Origin of the sequence: Vibrio sp. 10N.239.311.G01, from assembly GCF_041465805.1 — a bacterium.
Taxonomy (GTDB): Bacteria; Pseudomonadota; Gammaproteobacteria; order Enterobacterales; family Vibrionaceae; genus Vibrio; species Vibrio crassostreae_C.
This window is the reverse complement of the sequence record NZ_JBFSRM010000001.1, coordinates 15,144-31,827: the sequence shown is the minus strand read 5'-3', so window position 1 is coordinate 31,827 and position 16,684 is coordinate 15,144. Positions and strand designations below refer to the sequence as shown.

The 16,684-nt window shown below is 45.0% G+C and carries 16 protein-coding genes and 1 tRNA gene; 6 read left to right on the top strand and 11 right to left on the bottom strand.

Going from position 1 to position 16,684, the window contains the following annotated elements; genetic code table 11:
- Positions 1-50: 50 nt before the first annotated feature.
- Positions 51-2,201 carry a bifunctional tRNA (5-methylaminomethyl-2-thiouridine)(34)-methyltransferase MnmD/FAD-dependent 5-carboxymethylaminomethyl-2-thiouridine(34) oxidoreductase MnmC gene (gene mnmC, locus AB6D06_RS00155; RefSeq protein ID WP_080582254.1) on the top strand — a complete coding sequence of 717 codons (2,151 nt, stop codon included), beginning with the start codon at positions 51-53 and terminating at the stop codon, positions 2,199-2,201.
- A gap of 145 nt (positions 2,202-2,346) precedes the next feature.
- Here mnmC and AB6D06_RS00150 read toward each other — a convergent pair whose 3' ends face one another.
- The 3 genes from AB6D06_RS00150 to AB6D06_RS00140 form a co-directional block, all read right to left on the bottom strand.
- Positions 2,347-2,868: an NADPH-dependent FMN reductase gene (locus tag AB6D06_RS00150; protein WP_372109804.1), complete on the bottom strand. Its 522-nt coding sequence runs from the start codon at positions 2,866-2,868 to the stop codon at positions 2,347-2,349.
- A 176-nt stretch (positions 2,869-3,044) separates the two neighbouring features.
- Complete coding sequence (locus AB6D06_RS00145; RefSeq protein ID WP_372099958.1) at positions 3,045-3,308, bottom strand: YfcL family protein; 264 nt, start codon at positions 3,306-3,308, stop codon at positions 3,045-3,047.
- Between the two features lie 9 nt (positions 3,309-3,317).
- Positions 3,318-3,848, bottom strand: a complete 531-nt coding sequence (locus AB6D06_RS00140; RefSeq protein ID WP_372099968.1) for an elongation factor P hydroxylase — start codon at positions 3,846-3,848, stop codon at positions 3,318-3,320.
- 299 nt (positions 3,849-4,147) lie between these two features.
- Here AB6D06_RS00140 and AB6D06_RS00135 point away from each other — a divergent pair, with 299 nt between their 5' ends.
- The gene (locus AB6D06_RS00135) at positions 4,148-4,771 is read left to right on the top strand and encodes a trimeric intracellular cation channel family protein (RefSeq protein ID WP_017062358.1); all 624 of its coding nucleotides are present in this window, start codon (positions 4,148-4,150) and stop codon (positions 4,769-4,771) included.
- A gap of 150 nt (positions 4,772-4,921) precedes the next feature.
- Here the strand turns inward: AB6D06_RS00135 and aroC are convergent, their stop codons facing one another.
- Together aroC and AB6D06_RS00125 are read right to left on the bottom strand one after the other, a co-directional pair.
- Positions 4,922-6,007, bottom strand: a complete 1,086-nt coding sequence (gene aroC / locus AB6D06_RS00130) for a chorismate synthase (protein ID WP_017062360.1) — start codon at positions 6,005-6,007, stop codon at positions 4,922-4,924.
- 269 nt (positions 6,008-6,276) lie between these two features.
- Positions 6,277-6,353: transfer RNA gene (locus AB6D06_RS00125), tRNA-Arg, on the bottom strand.
- A 211-nt stretch (positions 6,354-6,564) separates the two neighbouring features.
- Between AB6D06_RS00125 and folD the strand changes: the two genes are divergently transcribed.
- Positions 6,565-7,422: a bifunctional methylenetetrahydrofolate dehydrogenase/methenyltetrahydrofolate cyclohydrolase FolD gene (gene folD / locus AB6D06_RS00120; RefSeq protein WP_017062367.1), complete on the top strand. Its 858-nt coding sequence runs from the start codon at positions 6,565-6,567 to the stop codon at positions 7,420-7,422.
- Between the two features lie 125 nt (positions 7,423-7,547).
- On the opposite strand, the gene AB6D06_RS00115 is transcribed toward folD, so the two are convergent.
- The 5 genes from AB6D06_RS00115 to AB6D06_RS00095 form a co-directional block, all read right to left on the bottom strand.
- Positions 7,548-9,362: a cation:proton antiporter gene (locus AB6D06_RS00115; RefSeq protein WP_372099960.1), complete on the bottom strand. Its 1,815-nt coding sequence runs from the start codon at positions 9,360-9,362 to the stop codon at positions 7,548-7,550.
- A gap of 164 nt (positions 9,363-9,526) precedes the next feature.
- Positions 9,527-10,726: a NupC/NupG family nucleoside CNT transporter gene (locus AB6D06_RS00110; RefSeq protein ID WP_017070302.1), complete on the bottom strand. Its 1,200-nt coding sequence runs from the start codon at positions 10,724-10,726 to the stop codon at positions 9,527-9,529.
- Positions 10,727-10,931: 205 nt separating this feature from the next.
- Complete coding sequence (locus AB6D06_RS00105; RefSeq protein ID WP_372099970.1) at positions 10,932-11,852, bottom strand: LysR family transcriptional regulator; 921 nt, start codon at positions 11,850-11,852, stop codon at positions 10,932-10,934.
- A 135-nt stretch (positions 11,853-11,987) separates the two neighbouring features.
- On the bottom strand, positions 11,988-12,986 hold the full coding sequence (locus AB6D06_RS00100; protein ID WP_017062371.1) for a lytic transglycosylase domain-containing protein: 999 nt from the start codon (positions 12,984-12,986) through the stop codon (positions 11,988-11,990).
- Positions 12,987-13,016: 30 nt separating this feature from the next.
- Positions 13,017-13,307 carry a YcgL domain-containing protein gene (locus AB6D06_RS00095; protein WP_017062372.1) on the bottom strand — a complete coding sequence of 97 codons (291 nt, stop codon included), beginning with the start codon at positions 13,305-13,307 and terminating at the stop codon, positions 13,017-13,019.
- Between the two features lie 219 nt (positions 13,308-13,526).
- Here AB6D06_RS00095 and minC point away from each other — a divergent pair, with 219 nt between their 5' ends.
- From minC to minE, 3 genes are read left to right on the top strand one after another with little or no spacing between them, the layout of a single operon-like run.
- Positions 13,527-14,189, top strand: coding sequence for a septum site-determining protein MinC (minC, locus tag AB6D06_RS00090; protein WP_017063419.1), 663 nt, complete (start codon positions 13,527-13,529; stop codon positions 14,187-14,189).
- A gap of 21 nt (positions 14,190-14,210) precedes the next feature.
- Complete coding sequence (minD, locus tag AB6D06_RS00085) at positions 14,211-15,023, top strand: septum site-determining protein MinD (protein ID WP_009848498.1); 813 nt, start codon at positions 14,211-14,213, stop codon at positions 15,021-15,023.
- A gap of 6 nt (positions 15,024-15,029) precedes the next feature.
- Positions 15,030-15,293, top strand: a complete 264-nt coding sequence (gene minE, locus AB6D06_RS00080) for a cell division topological specificity factor MinE (RefSeq protein ID WP_010436847.1) — start codon at positions 15,030-15,032, stop codon at positions 15,291-15,293.
- Between the two features lie 129 nt (positions 15,294-15,422).
- Here minE and rnd read toward each other — a convergent pair whose 3' ends face one another.
- The gene (rnd, locus tag AB6D06_RS00075) at positions 15,423-16,541 is read right to left on the bottom strand and encodes a ribonuclease D (protein WP_017062374.1); all 1,119 of its coding nucleotides are present in this window, start codon (positions 16,539-16,541) and stop codon (positions 15,423-15,425) included.
- Positions 16,542-16,684 lie beyond the last annotated feature (143 nt).

Sequence of the window (16,684 nt, the reverse complement as noted above, 5' to 3'; positions counted from 1 at the left end):
TTCCTATAATTCTAAATTCAGCTAGATGATAACTAAGAAGCCTAACAAAAGTGGTCAGCTTTCCTAGAAATTCGTACAATCCCTACCAACATATCGCTTCAAATCACAAAATGATAGATTTTATGACTTCAATTACTAATGCAGAACTGGAATGGAATGAGTCTGGCACGCCAGTTTCAGACCAATTTGACGACGTTTACTTCTCCAATGTTAACGGTTTAGAAGAAACTCGCTACGTCTTTTTAAAGCAAAACCACCTTCCAGAGCGTTGGCTTGAACATGAACAACGCCGCTTTGTGATTGCTGAAACCGGCTTTGGCACAGGTTTGAACTTTCTTGCAGTTTGGCAATGGTTCGATGCTTTTCTTAAAGATAACCCACAAGCGATGACCAAAGAGTTACATTTCATCAGTTTTGAAAAATATCCTTTAAATAAAGAGGATCTCATCAAAGCACACCAATCGTGGCCAGAATTAGCCGAGTATGCGACGCAACTCCAAGAACACTACCCTATTGCTCTACCTGAATGTCACCGCATTGTGCTGGGCGACGGTGCAATCACGCTTGATTTGTGGTTTGGCGATATTAAAGATTGCATGCCCAACGTACCAACCCCGCGTGAAGGTTTGGTTGATGCTTGGTTCTTAGACGGTTTTGCTCCGAGCAAGAACCCAGAGATGTGGAATCAAAACCTATTCAACGGCATGGCTAAGCTCGCTAAGCAAGATTGTAGCTGCGCCACCTTCACCGCTGCTGGCTTTGTTCGCCGTGGCTTAATTGAAGCTGGCTTTGAAATGAAAAAGGTCAAAGGCTTTGGTACTAAGCGAGAGATGATCGCCGGCCGACTTGGCGAAAAGCACGCTCACACCAACATCAAACCTTGGTATGGCCTCGCTCAACACACTGAATCCCAAGACATTGCGATCATTGGTGGTGGTGTCGCCAGTGCTGCATTAGCCAAAACGCTAAGCCGTCGTGGTAAAAACATCACCCTTTATTGTGAACATCCACAAGCTGCGGGCAATGCCTCAGGTAACAACCAAGGTGCGATTTACCCGCTATTAAGCGAAGCGACCTCGAACGTGTCTCGCGTGTTTGGCCCGGGATTACTGTTTGCTCGTCAATTTATTAATCAAGCGGCTCAGTCTATTCAATTTGATCACAGCTTGTGTGGCGTGAACATCTTGATGTGGGATCAAGGCTCCACTAAAAAGCTCAACCGCATGTTGGAAGGCAACTTCCACACCGACCTGATTCAGCGTTTATCGCCAGAGCAAGCCAACGAAAAGATTGGCTTACCTGTCGATAAAGAGAGTGTTTACTTTCCGCTGGGTGGTTGGTTAAGCCCTCTTCAACTGACTCAAGGCTTGATTGGCAAGCTAGAAGAGAGCAACCAAGTGAGCGCACACTATCAACATCAAGTAACGCAACTTGAGTGGCTCGAAGCTGAAAAACAATGGTTACTGACGATTGAGGCACCTCAAGGTGAGATTCAAACTAAGCACGACCAAGTAGTTGTCGCAAACGGACACAAGTTCACTCAGTTTGAACAAACTCAGCCAGTACCACTGACTCCGGTTAAAGGCCAAGTGAGCCATATTCCGACCACGGAAAATCTCAGCCAGCTAAAAACCGTGTTGTGCTTTGATGGCTATTTGACGCCACAGAACCCCAACAATGGTCATCACTGTATTGGTGCGAACTACGACAAAACCAATATCGACCAAGAATTTGATATTGAGGTTCAGCAGCACAATGGCGAGCGCCTACATGGGTCACTACCAGACCAAGCATGGACAAAAGATGTCGATACCAGTGACAACTTAGCGCGCCAAGGTATCCGAAGCGTAAGCCGTGACCACCTTCCGTTTGTCGGAAACGTTGGTGACTTTGAAGCCATTAAGGAGCAGTACCAAGATCTCCACAACTTCAACCCGCAGCGTGACTCGGTTGAGGATGTAGAAACGGTAACAAGCTTCCCTAACCTTTATTGCTTTATCGGACTGGGTTCACGTGGTTTGAGCTCTGCACCATTATTGGCTGAAGTATTAGCATCACAGATCTGTGGCGATCCGCTGCCCTTGCCTGTTGATGTGCTTGAGGCGATTCACCCAAGTCGAATGTGGGTACGCAGACTGCGTAAAGGTAAGGCATTAACGGCTGGATGGGTTGCTGACAAGCATTCTAAATCAAAGCCGTAGTTTCTAGTTCAGCTATTTTGAACATCTGAAATTTCTGAATATCTGAAACTAATAAGTTAAAAGCTAAAAAGCCCGAGTTCATTGTGTCGCTCGGGCTTTTTGTTATTCGTGTTGCTCTAAACTGATGTTCTAAACGAAGCTGTATTTACAGCTTAGCAACCGCGTCTTTAATCTGTAGAACGATCTCTTCGTTGCTGATAGAACCAGATTCAAAATCAAAGTTATCGTAGAAGCTTGGTACTGAAACTGACGCTTGCATGTTTCCACCGAAGTAAGGTGCAGAACCTGTCGCTGCGCCAAGTACCGTTTGTGCGCCGCCAGGGCCTGGTGAAGTCGCTAGGTAAACCGCCGGCTTCTCGCCAAATACTGAACGCTCAATGCGTGTCGCCCAATCAAATAGGTTTTTATACGCAGCTGGGTAGTGACCATTGTGTTCTGCGAACGAGATAACAAACGCATCAGCTTCAGCTAGGTCGCGCAAGAATGCTTGAGCGCCTTCCGCTTGGCCAATCTCTTTTTCAGTGTCTTCACTGAACATAGGAACATTGTAATCGTTGATGTCTAGGACTTTAACTTCAGCACCTTCAATCAAGTTTGCTGCGTAAGTTGCTAGTGTTTTGTTGATTGAGGTAGAACTTGTGCTTGCGCCAAATGCGATAACTTTCATGATGTGACCTTTCTGTAATTCCGTTAAGTGGGATTAGAATAACGTAGTAAGAAAATGTAACCATCACAAGAAATGAACGGACTCATTCAAAAATTTCGAACGAGTCTCAAATAAACCAGTTCGCTCAGCAAAATGGGAAAGGAAGGGACTGAGCGGATAGTATTAATACATCGAGATTAAGCTTGGTTTTGTAGCTCAACCCAAAGGTCATTAACGATGGTGCGGTCTGCTGGTGTTAGTTCAGAGCGAGCGTCGTCTAGGCTCTGTTCAATACGAGCTTTTACTTCAGCCACATCTTCAATGCCTTCGTCTTCACATGAAGCCACTGAAAGAGAAATATGACCACGTAAGTAACCACCAGCAAACAGTTCATCGTCTGATGCGTTTTCAATGCGAGCATCAATTACTTCAAGTAGTTTTTCTTCAAATTCGATAATCATAATATTCTCTTATTTCACAATAAATTGGCTAGTACATAAAGGTTCTACATCGTAGAAGCTGCGCAATGCTTCAGAGAGCATTTTTACTCGAGGCGGAAGACCAGCGTCAAAGATACCCATGACTTCACTGTGTACTTTATTCATAAAGGCCAAACGATCTGGCTCAAAATCGCCGTGTAGATTGTCACAGCTGACATTAAAAGGAAAGCCCGCACTCATCGCAATTATCCATTCATACGCTTGTGGGCGAATTTCTACTTTTTCAAACTCAGCTTGAACCGCCTCAGTTCGACCATCAGGCTCATACCAATAGCCAAAATCTTCCAACAAACGACGCTCAGGACCAGCGACACACCAGTGTGCTATTTCATGAAGTGCAGACGCGTAAAAGCCGCGAGCAAATACGATACGGTGATGAGAAATCTGTTCATCGGCTGGCAGGTAAATAGGCTCGTCTGCACCCAGTTCGAGCTTGGTATTGTAGCTATCGAAAAAGGTTTGATTGAAAATATCGATGATGTCTGGGTATTGGTGCGTCATAAAATCAAATTTAAGTGAAAAGAACGGGGACATTTTGCGTTTTTTTCAGCGCTCGGTAAAGCCCTATCACGAGCAATGGCATTTGGTTGCCCCCAATACTTTACCGTGACAATCGATTGCTGATCCCAGATTACACCACTTTTAGGTGAATGATTAGTTTAGCTAATCTGAAATGCTCATTCACGGTACAAATATTCATTCGTCAATCGCCTGTTTTACTACTACACTCGCGCTTCATTTTTATATCTCCAAGGCCTATAAGACTCCAATTTATAGACCTAAATAATAGAGCTACAGCAATGCTACTAAGTGTTTTGTATATCATTGGCATCACGGCAGAAGCCATGACCGGCGCTCTCAGTGCAGGCAAACAAAAAATGGATTGGTTTGGTGTAATGTTGGTTGCGAGCGCAACGGCAATTGGCGGCGGTACAGTACGCGATATCTTACTTGGCCATTACCCTTTAGGTTGGGTTGAAAACCCTCAGTATCTGGCCATCACCTGTATAGCAGGTGTTATTACAACCGGGTTGGCGAAATGGGTTATCAAGCTAAAAGGTTTGTTTATTCGCTTGGATGCCTTAGGCCTAATCGTATTCAGTATCATTGGTACCAAAGTAGCGATGACCATGGGTCTGCACCCGATGATTTGCATGGTATCGGCATTAGTGACAGGTGTCTTTGGTGGTTTGTTACGTGACCTTATCTGTCGTCAAACACCATTGGTGTTACATGAAGAGCTGTATGCCTCTGTCGCACTTGTCGCTTCAGGTTTGTACCTAGGTTTGCTTGAGCTTGGCATCAACGACGTCACGGCGACAATTGTGACGCTTGTAGTTGGTTACTTGCTGCGCATGGCGGCTGTAAGATTCAAATGGAGTTTGCCTTCGTTCCAGCTTGATCCTGAAAGTTCAGTGCATTAATGGATTAAGAGCCTTAAGCTGCTAGCTGTCTTTAATGACGATAGTCGCTAACCGGACGAATAATCCTGCTAATGTGAAAAAGGGTTACTTCATTACGAAGCAACCCTTTTTTGTTTCTACCAATTCTATTCTAAATAAAAAGAAGCAGAATTAGATTTGTGGTGTTTCAGTTGTCACACCAAAGTTTTGACCACGATGACGTAGCAAGTGGTCAAGCAGCACGATAGCCAGCATTGCTTCTGCAATAGGTACCGCACGGATGCCAACACATGGATCGTGACGACCTTTCGTGATTAGCTGCGTTGCTTCACCATCTTTCGTGATTGTGTCACCAGGTACAGTGATGCTTGATGTTGGTTTAAGCGCAATGCTTGCCACAATATCTTGACCAGTAGAGATACCACCTAAGATACCGCCAGCATGATTGCTGCTGAAACCTTCTGGAGTTAATGGGTCACGGTGTTCACTACCGCGTTGATTAACAACATCGAAGCCATCACCAATCTCAACACCTTTCACAGCGTTAATGCTCATTAGAGCGTGCGCGATGTCAGCATCTAGACGATCAAAGATTGGCTCACCAAGGCCTACTGGCACTTTAGTCGCAACCACTTGAATCTTCGCACCGATCGAGTTGCCTTCTTTTAGCAAGTCACGAATCAGTTGATCAAATTCTGGTACTTTGTCGGCATCTGGACAGAAGAAAGCGTTGTTTTCAATCTCGTTCCAATCCACTTTATCAATTGAGATATCACCCATTTGAGAAAGGTAAGCTTGGATTTCAACACCAAATTCTTGTTTTAGGTATTTCTTCGCAATTGCACCTGCAGCAACACGCATTGCAGTTTCACGAGCTGAAGAACGACCACCACCTCGGTAATCACGCACACCGTACTTTTGATGGTACGTATAGTCAGCGTGGCCAGGGCGGAACTTGTCTTTAATTTCGGAATAGTCTTTAGAGCGTTGGTCTGTATTTTCAATCAATAGACCAATAGAAGTACCCGTAGTTTGGCCTTCAAATACACCTGATAAGATTTTCACTTCATCCGCTTCACGACGAGCCGTTGTATAGCGAGAAGTACCAGGGCGACGACGATCCAAATCTCTTTGAAGGTCTGCTTCGGTAATTTCTAATCCTGGTGGGCACCCATCTACGATACATCCTAGTGCGATACCGTGACTTTCTCCGAACGTGGTCACGCGGAAATGTTGTCCGATACTGTTTCCTGCCATTACTTCCTCTAAATCAGCTATTGAGCAGAAGGTTTGATTCCTAAACCGACTGGCTAATAGCTTTACTTGTCTATTCTTCGTGAATTCATAGTGGCTTTATTACCAAATGATGTAAACCCCAAAAAACGAACAATTTTAACTTTCTATTACATAAGCCGAATGAAACGAATAACAGAAGAAAATGAGTCGCGCTTGAAAAGAAGTGTTTTATGATGTGTAAAATGCAAAAAACCCGACAACTCGGAGAGTTATCGGGTTTCTTTAAATAATGGCACGCCCTGAAGGATTCGAACCTTCGACCACCTCCTTAGAAGGGAGGTGCTCTATCCAGCTGAGCTAAGGGCGCGCTACAGGAACGAATTATACGAATTCGAATCAGTAAAGCAACGGCTTTATGTAACATTCTGATCTAAGTGGGTAAAAAAAGGCCAACAAACATATAAGTGTTGGAAAATAGAGCAAAGCAAACGTTTGCTTGATGGTAATCAAAAAGATTTTCTGGAATAATGCGCCAAAAACATCAGCCACTAACTTGAATATCAATACTAAGGAAATTCATGACTGCTCAAAATATTGATGGAAAGCTAATTTCTCAAACGGTTCGCTCCGAAGTTGCTGCACGTGTAAAAGCTCGTACTGAAGCTGGATTACGCGCTCCGGGCCTAGCGGTTGTTTTAGTGGGTGAAGACCCTGCTTCTCAGGTTTACGTTGGAAGTAAGCGTAAAGCGTGTGAAGAAGTTGGCTTCGTATCTAAATCTTACGACTTGCCAGCCACTGCGACAGAAGACGAATTGTTAACACTTGTAGACCAACTGAACGACGATCCAGAGATCGACGGTATTCTTGTTCAACTGCCTCTACCAGCAGGCATTGATAGCACTCACGTTCTTGAGCGTATCACGCCAGAAAAAGACGTTGATGGCTTCCACCCCTACAATGTCGGCCGTTTGGCTCAGCGCATGCCTAAGCTTCGCTCTTGCACGCCAAAAGGCATCATCACGCTGCTTGACCGTTACAACATCGACTTACGTGGTAAGCACGCGGTTGTGGTTGGCGCATCAAACATCGTAGGTCGCCCAATGACGCTAGAGCTTCTTCTAGCAGGTTGTACGACGACAACATGTCACCGCTTCACCAAAGACCTTGAAGGTCACGTGCGTCAAGCAGACGTTGTTGTAGTTGCCGTTGGTAAACCTAACTTCATTCCTGGCGCTTGGATTAAGAAAGGCGCTGTTGTGGTCGATGTGGGTATCAACCGTTTGGAATCTGGCAAACTAGTGGGTGACGTTGAATACGACGTAGCGAAAGAAAGCGCAAGCTTCATCACACCTGTGCCGGGTGGTGTTGGCCCAATGACGGTGGCGAGCCTAATCGAGAACACCATGATCGCTTGCGAGCAATTTCACTCGAAATAGTCCGCAGCGCATATAAATAAATTAGAAAGCCGCAACGTGATGAACGTTGCGGCTTTTTTGATGCTTTGGTACTTAGCTATTCGTTTTTAAAACGGGGTGACTCGCTTTTGATGAAGCGCTCGTTGCTACTTATCTGGACTCTCAACTTTTTCCGTCTGTTCAGAAGGCGGTAATAAACTAATAAGCTCACACTCCGTTGATATGAGTTTTTCCAACTCAGATCCTTGTGTAATTAAACGGAAATCACCGCCATTAATCACCCCAAGAGGAATGGCTTTAGGATACAAAGCGTTAAACTCTTTTAAATCAAATGCCTCGGTCAAACCTGTACTTTTAATTTGGCTACCCTGAGCCATCAACGAGTTAAGCTTAGAATAGGTGATCCCTTCCGAAAACAGACTTCTATTGCCATCGCGGCTCACTTGGTGCCTTTCATGTTTATTCTCTGAGGATTCAAGCTCAAACACCTTATTGGCACCAAACTCGTCTTGGTAATGCATGCTGACTAACGGGTTGGTTTGACGATAAGGCGAGACGATCATCGCACGCCCTATCCCATCGAGTTCCAAATTGTTTTCCGCGTGGCTTGAAGCTGGGTTACCAAAGTAAACATTCAAGTTATCCATACGAGCTAAGCGAATGCTTTCCCAGTTAGTATCAGCAAGCACACTGTTGATGTTGTGTGTGGCTAGCACCTTGGCAAATTGTCTTGCAAAGTGAGTGGCGCCAAAGAAGATAACCCCTTGCGCTTTCTCTTGAGTGACCCCTAGCCTTCTCGCCCACCAGCTCGCGGTTAAGCTCTGAATCACAACCGTACCAATAATGACTAAGAACACCATGGGCACGAGCAGATCTGCGCCTTCAATCAATTGCTTCTCTTGCAGTTTTATCGCAAACAGAGAAGAAACCGCGGCTGCTACGATCCCGCGAGGTGCCATCCAACTCAAAAACCATTTATCCGCCGAATTAAGAACCGTACCGATCCCGCTGATCCACACGCTTAACGGGCGAGCCACCAACATAACCACCGCTAGCAACCCAATACCGCCCCAACCTATCGAAAGGAAAGCCCCCGAATCGAGTCGACTGGCTAACAGAATAAACAACGCAGAAATAAGTAACACGGTCAGGGTTTCTTTGAATTCGATGATGTCTTCGATGTCCAAGCCCTTCACGTTGGCAAGCCAGATCCCCATGATGGTCACGGTTAATAAACCCGATTCTTCACTCAGATCATTAGAAAACGAGAACGCCGCCAACATTAGCGTCAGCACAGCCACATTACGTAAATAGTGCGGTACCCAATGCCCTTGCAGCATCTTGGCAATCAAATGGCCACCGATGATCCCTAAGCCTAAACCTATGACTAACGTCAGGCCCAGAGCTGACAGAACATGTCCGGTAGGGTCGGCAGAAGAAACAATGTACTCGTAGACGAGAACCGCAAACAGAGCGCCAATCGGATCAATTACTATCCCTTCCCATCGCAAGATACTGCCTAACGAAGATTTAGGCTGAATACTGCGAAGCATGGGCACGATTACCGTAGGGCCAGTTACCACAACTAATGCACCAAACAGTGCGGCTAACGGCCAACTGAAGTCCACAAAGTAGTATGCCCCCACCACGATACACGCCCATGTAATCAACATGCCGAAACTCACGAGGTGAGTCACCATCCGGCCATGGCCTCTGATTTCTTTGAAATTTAGGGTCAATGCTCCTTCAAACAAGATGATGGCAACCCCTAAGGAGATCATAGGAAACAGCACATCACCGAAAATGGCATCGGGATTTAGAATATTCAGGCCGGGACCTAACAATAGGCCAACGATAAGGAGAGGGAGAATGGCGGGAAGACGTAAACGCCAGCCGAGCTGCTGACAAGCTAAAGACAAGAGTCCAATTAACGCCAAAGAAGAAGTAATCGACAAATCCATTTGTGCCCCTAAAAGGTTTGCACCACACCCTGTGGTACAAACTATTCAATGAAATAAGAAAGCCTACGTTCTTACACTATAGGCTCTCTTTTTCACGCTAACCGAATATTATTGTGATTAATCAGTCACTTTACTATAGGGGGAGTAAAGTCATGATCAGTTAACTATAGAGAAAGTACAACACCAGCAATAGCAGCACTCATTAGGTTAGCAAACACACCTGCACAAATTGCTTTGAAGCCATATTGTGAGATGAAAGAACGACGCTCTGGAACTAAGCTGCCCAAACCACCGATAAGAATCGCCATGGTAGAGATGTTAGCAAAGCCACATAGAGCGAAAGTTACGATCGCTTGCGAGTGCTCACTTAGTGCCTCTTTAGCATCCATTAGTTGGATGAAAGCCACGAACTCGTTCACGACAATCTTGTTACCGATCAATGAGCCCGCAACCACAGCCTCAGACCACGGTACACCGATCAGCCATGCAACGGGTGCAAACACATAACCTAGGATAAGTTCGAAGCTTAGGTTTACGCCAAACCAGCCGCCAACGATACCTAGCAAGCCATTCAGCATTGCAATCACACTGATAAAGGCAAGAAGTGTTGCACCCACCGCAACGGCAATACGAAGTCCAGACATAGCCCCATCTGCCATTGCCTCAACTACGTTTGTTGCTCGTGGAATTTCAACGTCAGACTCAATATTTTCTTGAGCGTCATCTGCGCTACCTGGTACTAAGATCTTAGCCATCAATAGGCCAGCAGGTGCAGACATAAATGCAGCTGCGATCAGGTAATTTAGATCAACGCCAAGCGATGCGTAACCCACTAGCGTACCACCAGCTACAGACGCCAAACCACACACCATCACAGCAAACAGTTGTGAATCCGTCATGTGCTTCAAGTAAGGCTTAACCACCAATGGCGCTTCAATCATGCCGACAAAGATATTGGCAGTCGCAGACAATGATTCCGCACGACCTGTGCCCAAGAACTTCTGTAGCGCACCACCAATAAGGTTGATCACCTTTGGCATAAAGCCGATGTGGTACAAGCCTGAAATCAGTGCAGAGAAAAAGATAATGATGCCAAGAACATTAATCGCGAAAACAAATCCGTTATTAGTTAGGCCACCAAATAGGAAGTTAATCCCCTCTTGACCGTAGTTGATCAAGCTAGATACCGCACCCGTGGCTGCATTCAACGCTTCTTTACCCATTGGTACATACAGAACCAATAGCGCGAATGAGATTTGTAATAAGAAAGCCAAAGAGACTGTTCTTAGTGGAATATTTTTTCTGTCCGTAGATAGTAACCAAGCGGCAACTAAAATAGTGATAATTCCAAGTAGGGAAGCCATGTGCGTCAACCTAAAAGTTGTAGGTAGGAAAGGCGACGCATTCTATAGAGGAAATCGTTTGCGGCAAGCTGAGGTTGTTAATGTGATGTTGGGGTAATCACGATTTAACTATGAGTATAATTAAGTTATTGAATTTTAATAATTAACTTTGATTAAAAAGCGTACTTTTTCCATATGGAAATTATATTTATAGATTAGGAAACAGTTAGCGATGCAGTTCAACGCAAGTTTTGAGGTTTTTGTCCCAATACGTCGGCGACCCGGTATGATCTTTAATGAACTCAATCACTGCCGAAAGCTTCTTCGGCATATTCTTTCGGCTCGGGTAAACGGCATAGAATGGCATCAGCTGACTGGCTCTCCACTCTGGCAATACTTGAATGAGCTTGCCCGTTCTAAACTCTTCTTTCACTAAGTAAGTCGCCAAATAAGCAACGCCCCACCCTGATACTGCCGCGTCTCGTACTGCCTCAGCCAAATCGACTGAGTAATCGCCCGCGACTTTGACGCTGAGGTTTTCTTGCCCGTTGTCAAACGCCCACGATGTGTAATCTCGTTCACGGCTGCGATAGATAAGACAGTTATGGTCAATCAAATCGGAAGGTACATGTGGCGTCCCAGCCTTAATCAGATAATCCGGTGACGCAGCCACCACAAACTGACTGTCGGCTAATCGCTGCGCAATGTAACCTTCAGGCAAATCTTCATTGTTGGTGATCCAGAGATCCAAGCGCTCTTCAATCATGTCCACCTTATAGTCGAACAAGTGGACCTCGATTCTCAACTGAGGATAAAGCTGTCTGAGTTGATCAATCGCCGGAATGATATGGAGTGTGCCAAATGACTGCGACAAACCGACGCGTAGTATTCCAGAGATATCATCGCGCTGGCTATCCATATCCATCTGAGCTGCTTTCAGCGTGTTAAACAGCTGCTCACAATGTTGATAGAACACGTCTCCCGCTTCAGTCAGCGTGAGGCTTCGTGTGGTTCGTTGTACCAACTTGATGCCGATTGAGTCTTCAAGCAAAGCGACTTGCTTACTGATATGAGACACCGAAACGTTCAAGCTTTTTGCAGCACTGGTAAAGCCTTCGTGCTTGATCAGCGCATGGAATATCACCATCTGTGCAGCTCTATCTGTTAGCACAAGATCACCTTATTAAATCTCTGAAATATAAAATCAAAAAGGACTCCGAAGAGTCCTTTAGTTCGTTCTGCCTATGATAGGCCAAATGCTATTCAAAGCGACTTAGGTCTGTTAATCAAACTTAATTCTGTCGGCTAGGTGGCTTACTGCCAAAGCAAAGTAGTAAGAACGATTCCACTTCATTAACACATTGTAGTTGTTATAAATGAGGTACGAACGTCCGGTTTCATCATCCGGCATGATTAACCAAGCTTTAATGTCTTCATCAAGTGTTGGCAGTGGGCGATCGTCATAGCGTTTAATACCGAGTTCAGACCACTCTTTTAAGTATTTCGCTTTGTCTTCGTCTCGACCTTGTAAATCGATCGACACAGTTGACGGAACATGAACCTGACGACCCCAAGTATATTTGTCATCCCACCCTGATTGGCTGAGATAATTGGCCGCCGAAGCAAATACGTCTTCTTCAGTGCCCCAAATGTCTTTCTTGCCATCACCACTGCCATCAGCGGCGTAAGCTAAGAATGAGCTTGGCATAAACTGAGGTTGACCCATCGCACCAGCCCAAGAGCCTTTCATCTCTTTTGGTGCAATATGGCCTTGATCAAGAATCTTCAATGCCGCCATCGCTTCGCTACGGAAGAAAGCTTCTCGGCGTCCTTCATAAGCCATGGTCGTTAGGGCGTCGATAACGCTGTAATTGCCCGTGAACTTACCAAAATTACTCTCAACGCCCCATAGCGCGACAATGAATCTTGGTTGAACACCATATTCATCACCAATACGCTTTAACGCGGTGTAATGCTCCTTGTAGAGTGACCTTGCTTGCTTCACTTTCCAATCTGGAACCGCTCGTGGAATGTATTCATCCAGAGTCAGTTTTTTCTCAGGTTGGTTTTTGTCGGCTTTTACCGCTCTTGGCTTAAACGTTACACCATCAAAGGCTTCATCAATGATCGCTTCAGAGATGCCTTCTTCACGGCCTTGTTGTTTTAGTTTTTCTACATATTGCTCGAAGCTCAGTTCTTCAGCTTGTACTGAACTTATGGTCAGGCTATTACCCAATAGTAATGCCGACACAGCCAATATGGTTTTCGAAAATTTACTCAACGATCACTCCTCCTTGAATTGAGGTGGCTATCACTCTTCGTCTTGAGATTTCTGTTGAGCTTTACGCTCTTTATGAAGCTCAAGTTCGTTAACTGGTGGTGGCGGAACCTGTAAAAAGAAACCATCGGTATTCAGTGATTCTTTCACTTTTTCGATGTTTACTTGAGCCAGTTTACGGCCATCCATTTTAATTACCATTACAAAACTAGGTTTACCAAACATTTGCATCAATGCGTCAGGAACTTGTGAAAAATCATCCTTCTTAGGGATATAAAGGTATGTTCCTTCTTTCTTTGAGCTTTTATATATAGAACACAGCATGACAAACCTTTTAATTGATTATGACTACAAAACTCTCACTTGCGAGATCAATAGTTTATGTTAGGGAAATATTGGGAACAAAACGTCCATTTGACAACAAGATTACTTGCTGTGCTTGGTTTGGGAATATAACATGATAAACCTAGTTTCAGGCAATGCCCTTTATTTTATTGATAAAGAAATTGTACCAATCCGCTATTGAGGTCCTGTAGTTTTTCGATGTCTAGTAACCCAGATCTAAAAGGTAGCAGCTTTACGCTATCTGTTTTGCACTTATCCGATGATCAAGTCGAAAATGCAGTCTCTTTTCTTCAAGAGAAAGTAGACCAAGCACCTACGTTTTTCGCTGCCGCACCTGTTGTTATCAACATCAGTAAAGTCGCGGGCGATATCGATTTTGTGCAACTTAAAAATGGTATATCTCAAGCGGGCATGATCCCGGTTGGTGTGGCAGGCTGTTCTGATAAGCGAATGCAAAACCTCGCTAAAGAAGCCGGTTTTGCAGTGATGACGGCAAGCAAGTCGCCATCTCAAGCTCCAGCGAAAATGGCACCAATCAAAGTGATTAGAACCCCTATTCGTTCTGGTCAGCAGGTTTATGCGAAAGATGGCGATCTATTGATACTCAGCCATGTGAGTGCAGGCGCGGAAGTGATTGCCGATGGCAGCATCCATATTCATGGCACTTTACGCGGCCGTGCGATTGCAGGTGCAAGTGGTCAAACTGAAGCAAAAATAATTTGTAATGACTTACAAGCCGAGCTGGTTTCCATTGCTGGAAATTACTGGCTCAGCGATCAAATTGAAAGCGAGTACTGGCAGAAGAAAACCATGTTCAGTATGGCAAACGATGTATTACACGTTGATGTCCTCGCAATATAAGAGAAATAAAAGGAAAACAGAATGGCACGCATTATCGTTGTAACGTCAGGTAAAGGCGGGGTAGGCAAAACGACCTCCAGTGCAGCTATTGCCTCGGGTCTGGCTTTAAAAGGAAAGAAAACCGCAGTTATCGACTTTGATATCGGTCTGCGTAACCTAGATTTAATCATGGGTTGTGAGCGTCGTGTTGTGTACGACTTCGTTAATGTTATCAATGGTGAAGCGACGCTGAACCAAGCGATGATCAAAGACAAGCGCACAGAGAACCTGTTCATTCTTCCTGCTTCTCAAACTCGTGATAAAGACGCACTAACAAAAGATGGTGTTCGTCGTGTATTTGATGAACTGGATGAAATGGGCTTTGATTTCATCATCTGTGATTCTCCTGCGGGTATCGAACAAGGCGCTCTTATGGCGTTGTACTTCGCTGATGAAGCGATTGTAACCACCAACCCAGAAGTCTCTTCAGTACGCGATTCAGACCGTATTCTAGGTATTCTTGACTCTAAATCTCGTCGTTCTGAAGACGGCTTAGAGCCAGTGAAAACACACCTTCTATTGACTCGCTACAACCCAGCACGTGTAACTCAAGGTGAGATGCTCAGTGTTGAAGACGTTGAAGAAATCCTGCACATCTCTCTACTGGGTGTAATTCCAGAGAGCCAAGCGGTACTGAACGCATCGAACAAGGGTGTTCCAGTTATCTTTGACGAAGCAACCGACGCAGGTATGGCTTACAATGATACTGTAGAGCGACTACTGGGTAGCCAAGTTGACTTCCGCTTCTTAACGGAACAGAAGAAAGGCATCTTCAAACGACTGTTCGGGGGCTAATGCACAATGTCATTATTAGAGTTTTTTAGACCACAGAAAAAGACAACCGCAAACCTAGCCAAAGAACGTTTGCAGATCATTGTTGCCGAACGACGCAGCCATGACGACCCAGCGCCGTCTTACCTGCCGCAACTAAAAGAAGACATCTTGAAGTGTATTGCCAAGTACGTTGAGGTCGATCCATCAATGGTTGATCTGACTTTTGAACACAAAGATGACGACATCTCAGTGTTAGAGTTGAATGTTAAGCTTCCAGAAGAAGATCGATAATCTTTCTGAACAAGATTGGCAGGTAATACACTTGCTTGTATTGATTGAATAAAAAAGAGAGCCTAGGCTCTCTTTTTTGTATGTGCAGTTTATAACTGTAACTAAGTTAGGCTTTAAAGCAGCAAGCGGTTATTTGATCGCTTTACTCAGCTTTTCGCCAACCACATCTAAACGCCAGCCTTGCATAACATCAGGCAGCTTTTCTGGGTTACGATCGTGCTTCCACACCCAGCTTAACATTTGGTTAAGTTGCTTCTTCGATGCCAAGAATTCCGTCGCCAAACCACTGTGTTGTGATGCTGTTTTCACTTCATCTTTCAGCACTTTGAAGAGTTGCTTGTAGCCAGGGAAGTCCATTAGACGTTCTACTGGTGCTGGGTACTCTTCTTCTGGTGTATGTTCCGCTAACTTTACGATTGAGCTGATCTTCGCACCATGGCGACGCACAGAGCGGTAATCAAAACCCTCTTGCTCCATGTGCTTGGGATCTTTCATCGCAAAACGCGCCACAGCCCATAGGTCTTGTTCTTTGAAGACAAAGTTCAGCGCTAAATCGCGCTTGATTGCTTCTTTTAGACGCCAAGTTGCTAGAGGTCGTAAGATCGCTAATTGCTTAGGTTTAAGCTGCCACGCCCCTTTAATATCAAGGTAGGCTGTATCTGGGTTTACTTTACGAATGCGCTTGGCAACTTGTAAATCAGACTCTTGCTGAGCCGCTTCCCACCAGCCAGCTTCCATCACTTTTTCTAGAAGCTTGTTGTACATTGGCATTAGGTAATGCACGTCTGCTGCTGCGTAGTCCAATTGTTTTTGAGAAAGCGGACGCGCTAGCCAGTCTGTGCGAGATTCACTCTTATCGAGATCGACACCGACAAACTCTGAAACCAGAGCAGCAAAGCCCGTTGATAAACCATGACCTAAAAAAGCCGCCATGATCTGTGTATCAACCATTGGTGTTGGTGTACAGCCAAATGCGTTCTGGAACACTTCCAAATCTTCACCGCACGCGTGCAGCACTTTCAATACTGATGCGTCTTTCAACAAGGTAACGAACGGTGTCATGTCATCAAGAGCAATAGGGTCAATCAGTGACAGCGTTTCACCATCAAATAACTGAATCAAGCCTAATTGAGGGTAATAGGTTCTAGTACGAACGAACTCCGTATCAAGCATAACGACATCGGCTTCACGTGCTTGTTGGCAAACTCGCTCAAGGTCTTTCAATTGGGTAATGATTTGATAATCCACAAAAACTCTCACAGGTTTCTATTTGATCGCCGGATACAAAAATGCCGACATTAACTGTCGGCATTCTAACACCATTTTTCAGCGCTCGCTTAGATTAAGCGCCTCAATGGTTTTGGTGCAGTACTTTCGCGCAAACGGGCTAA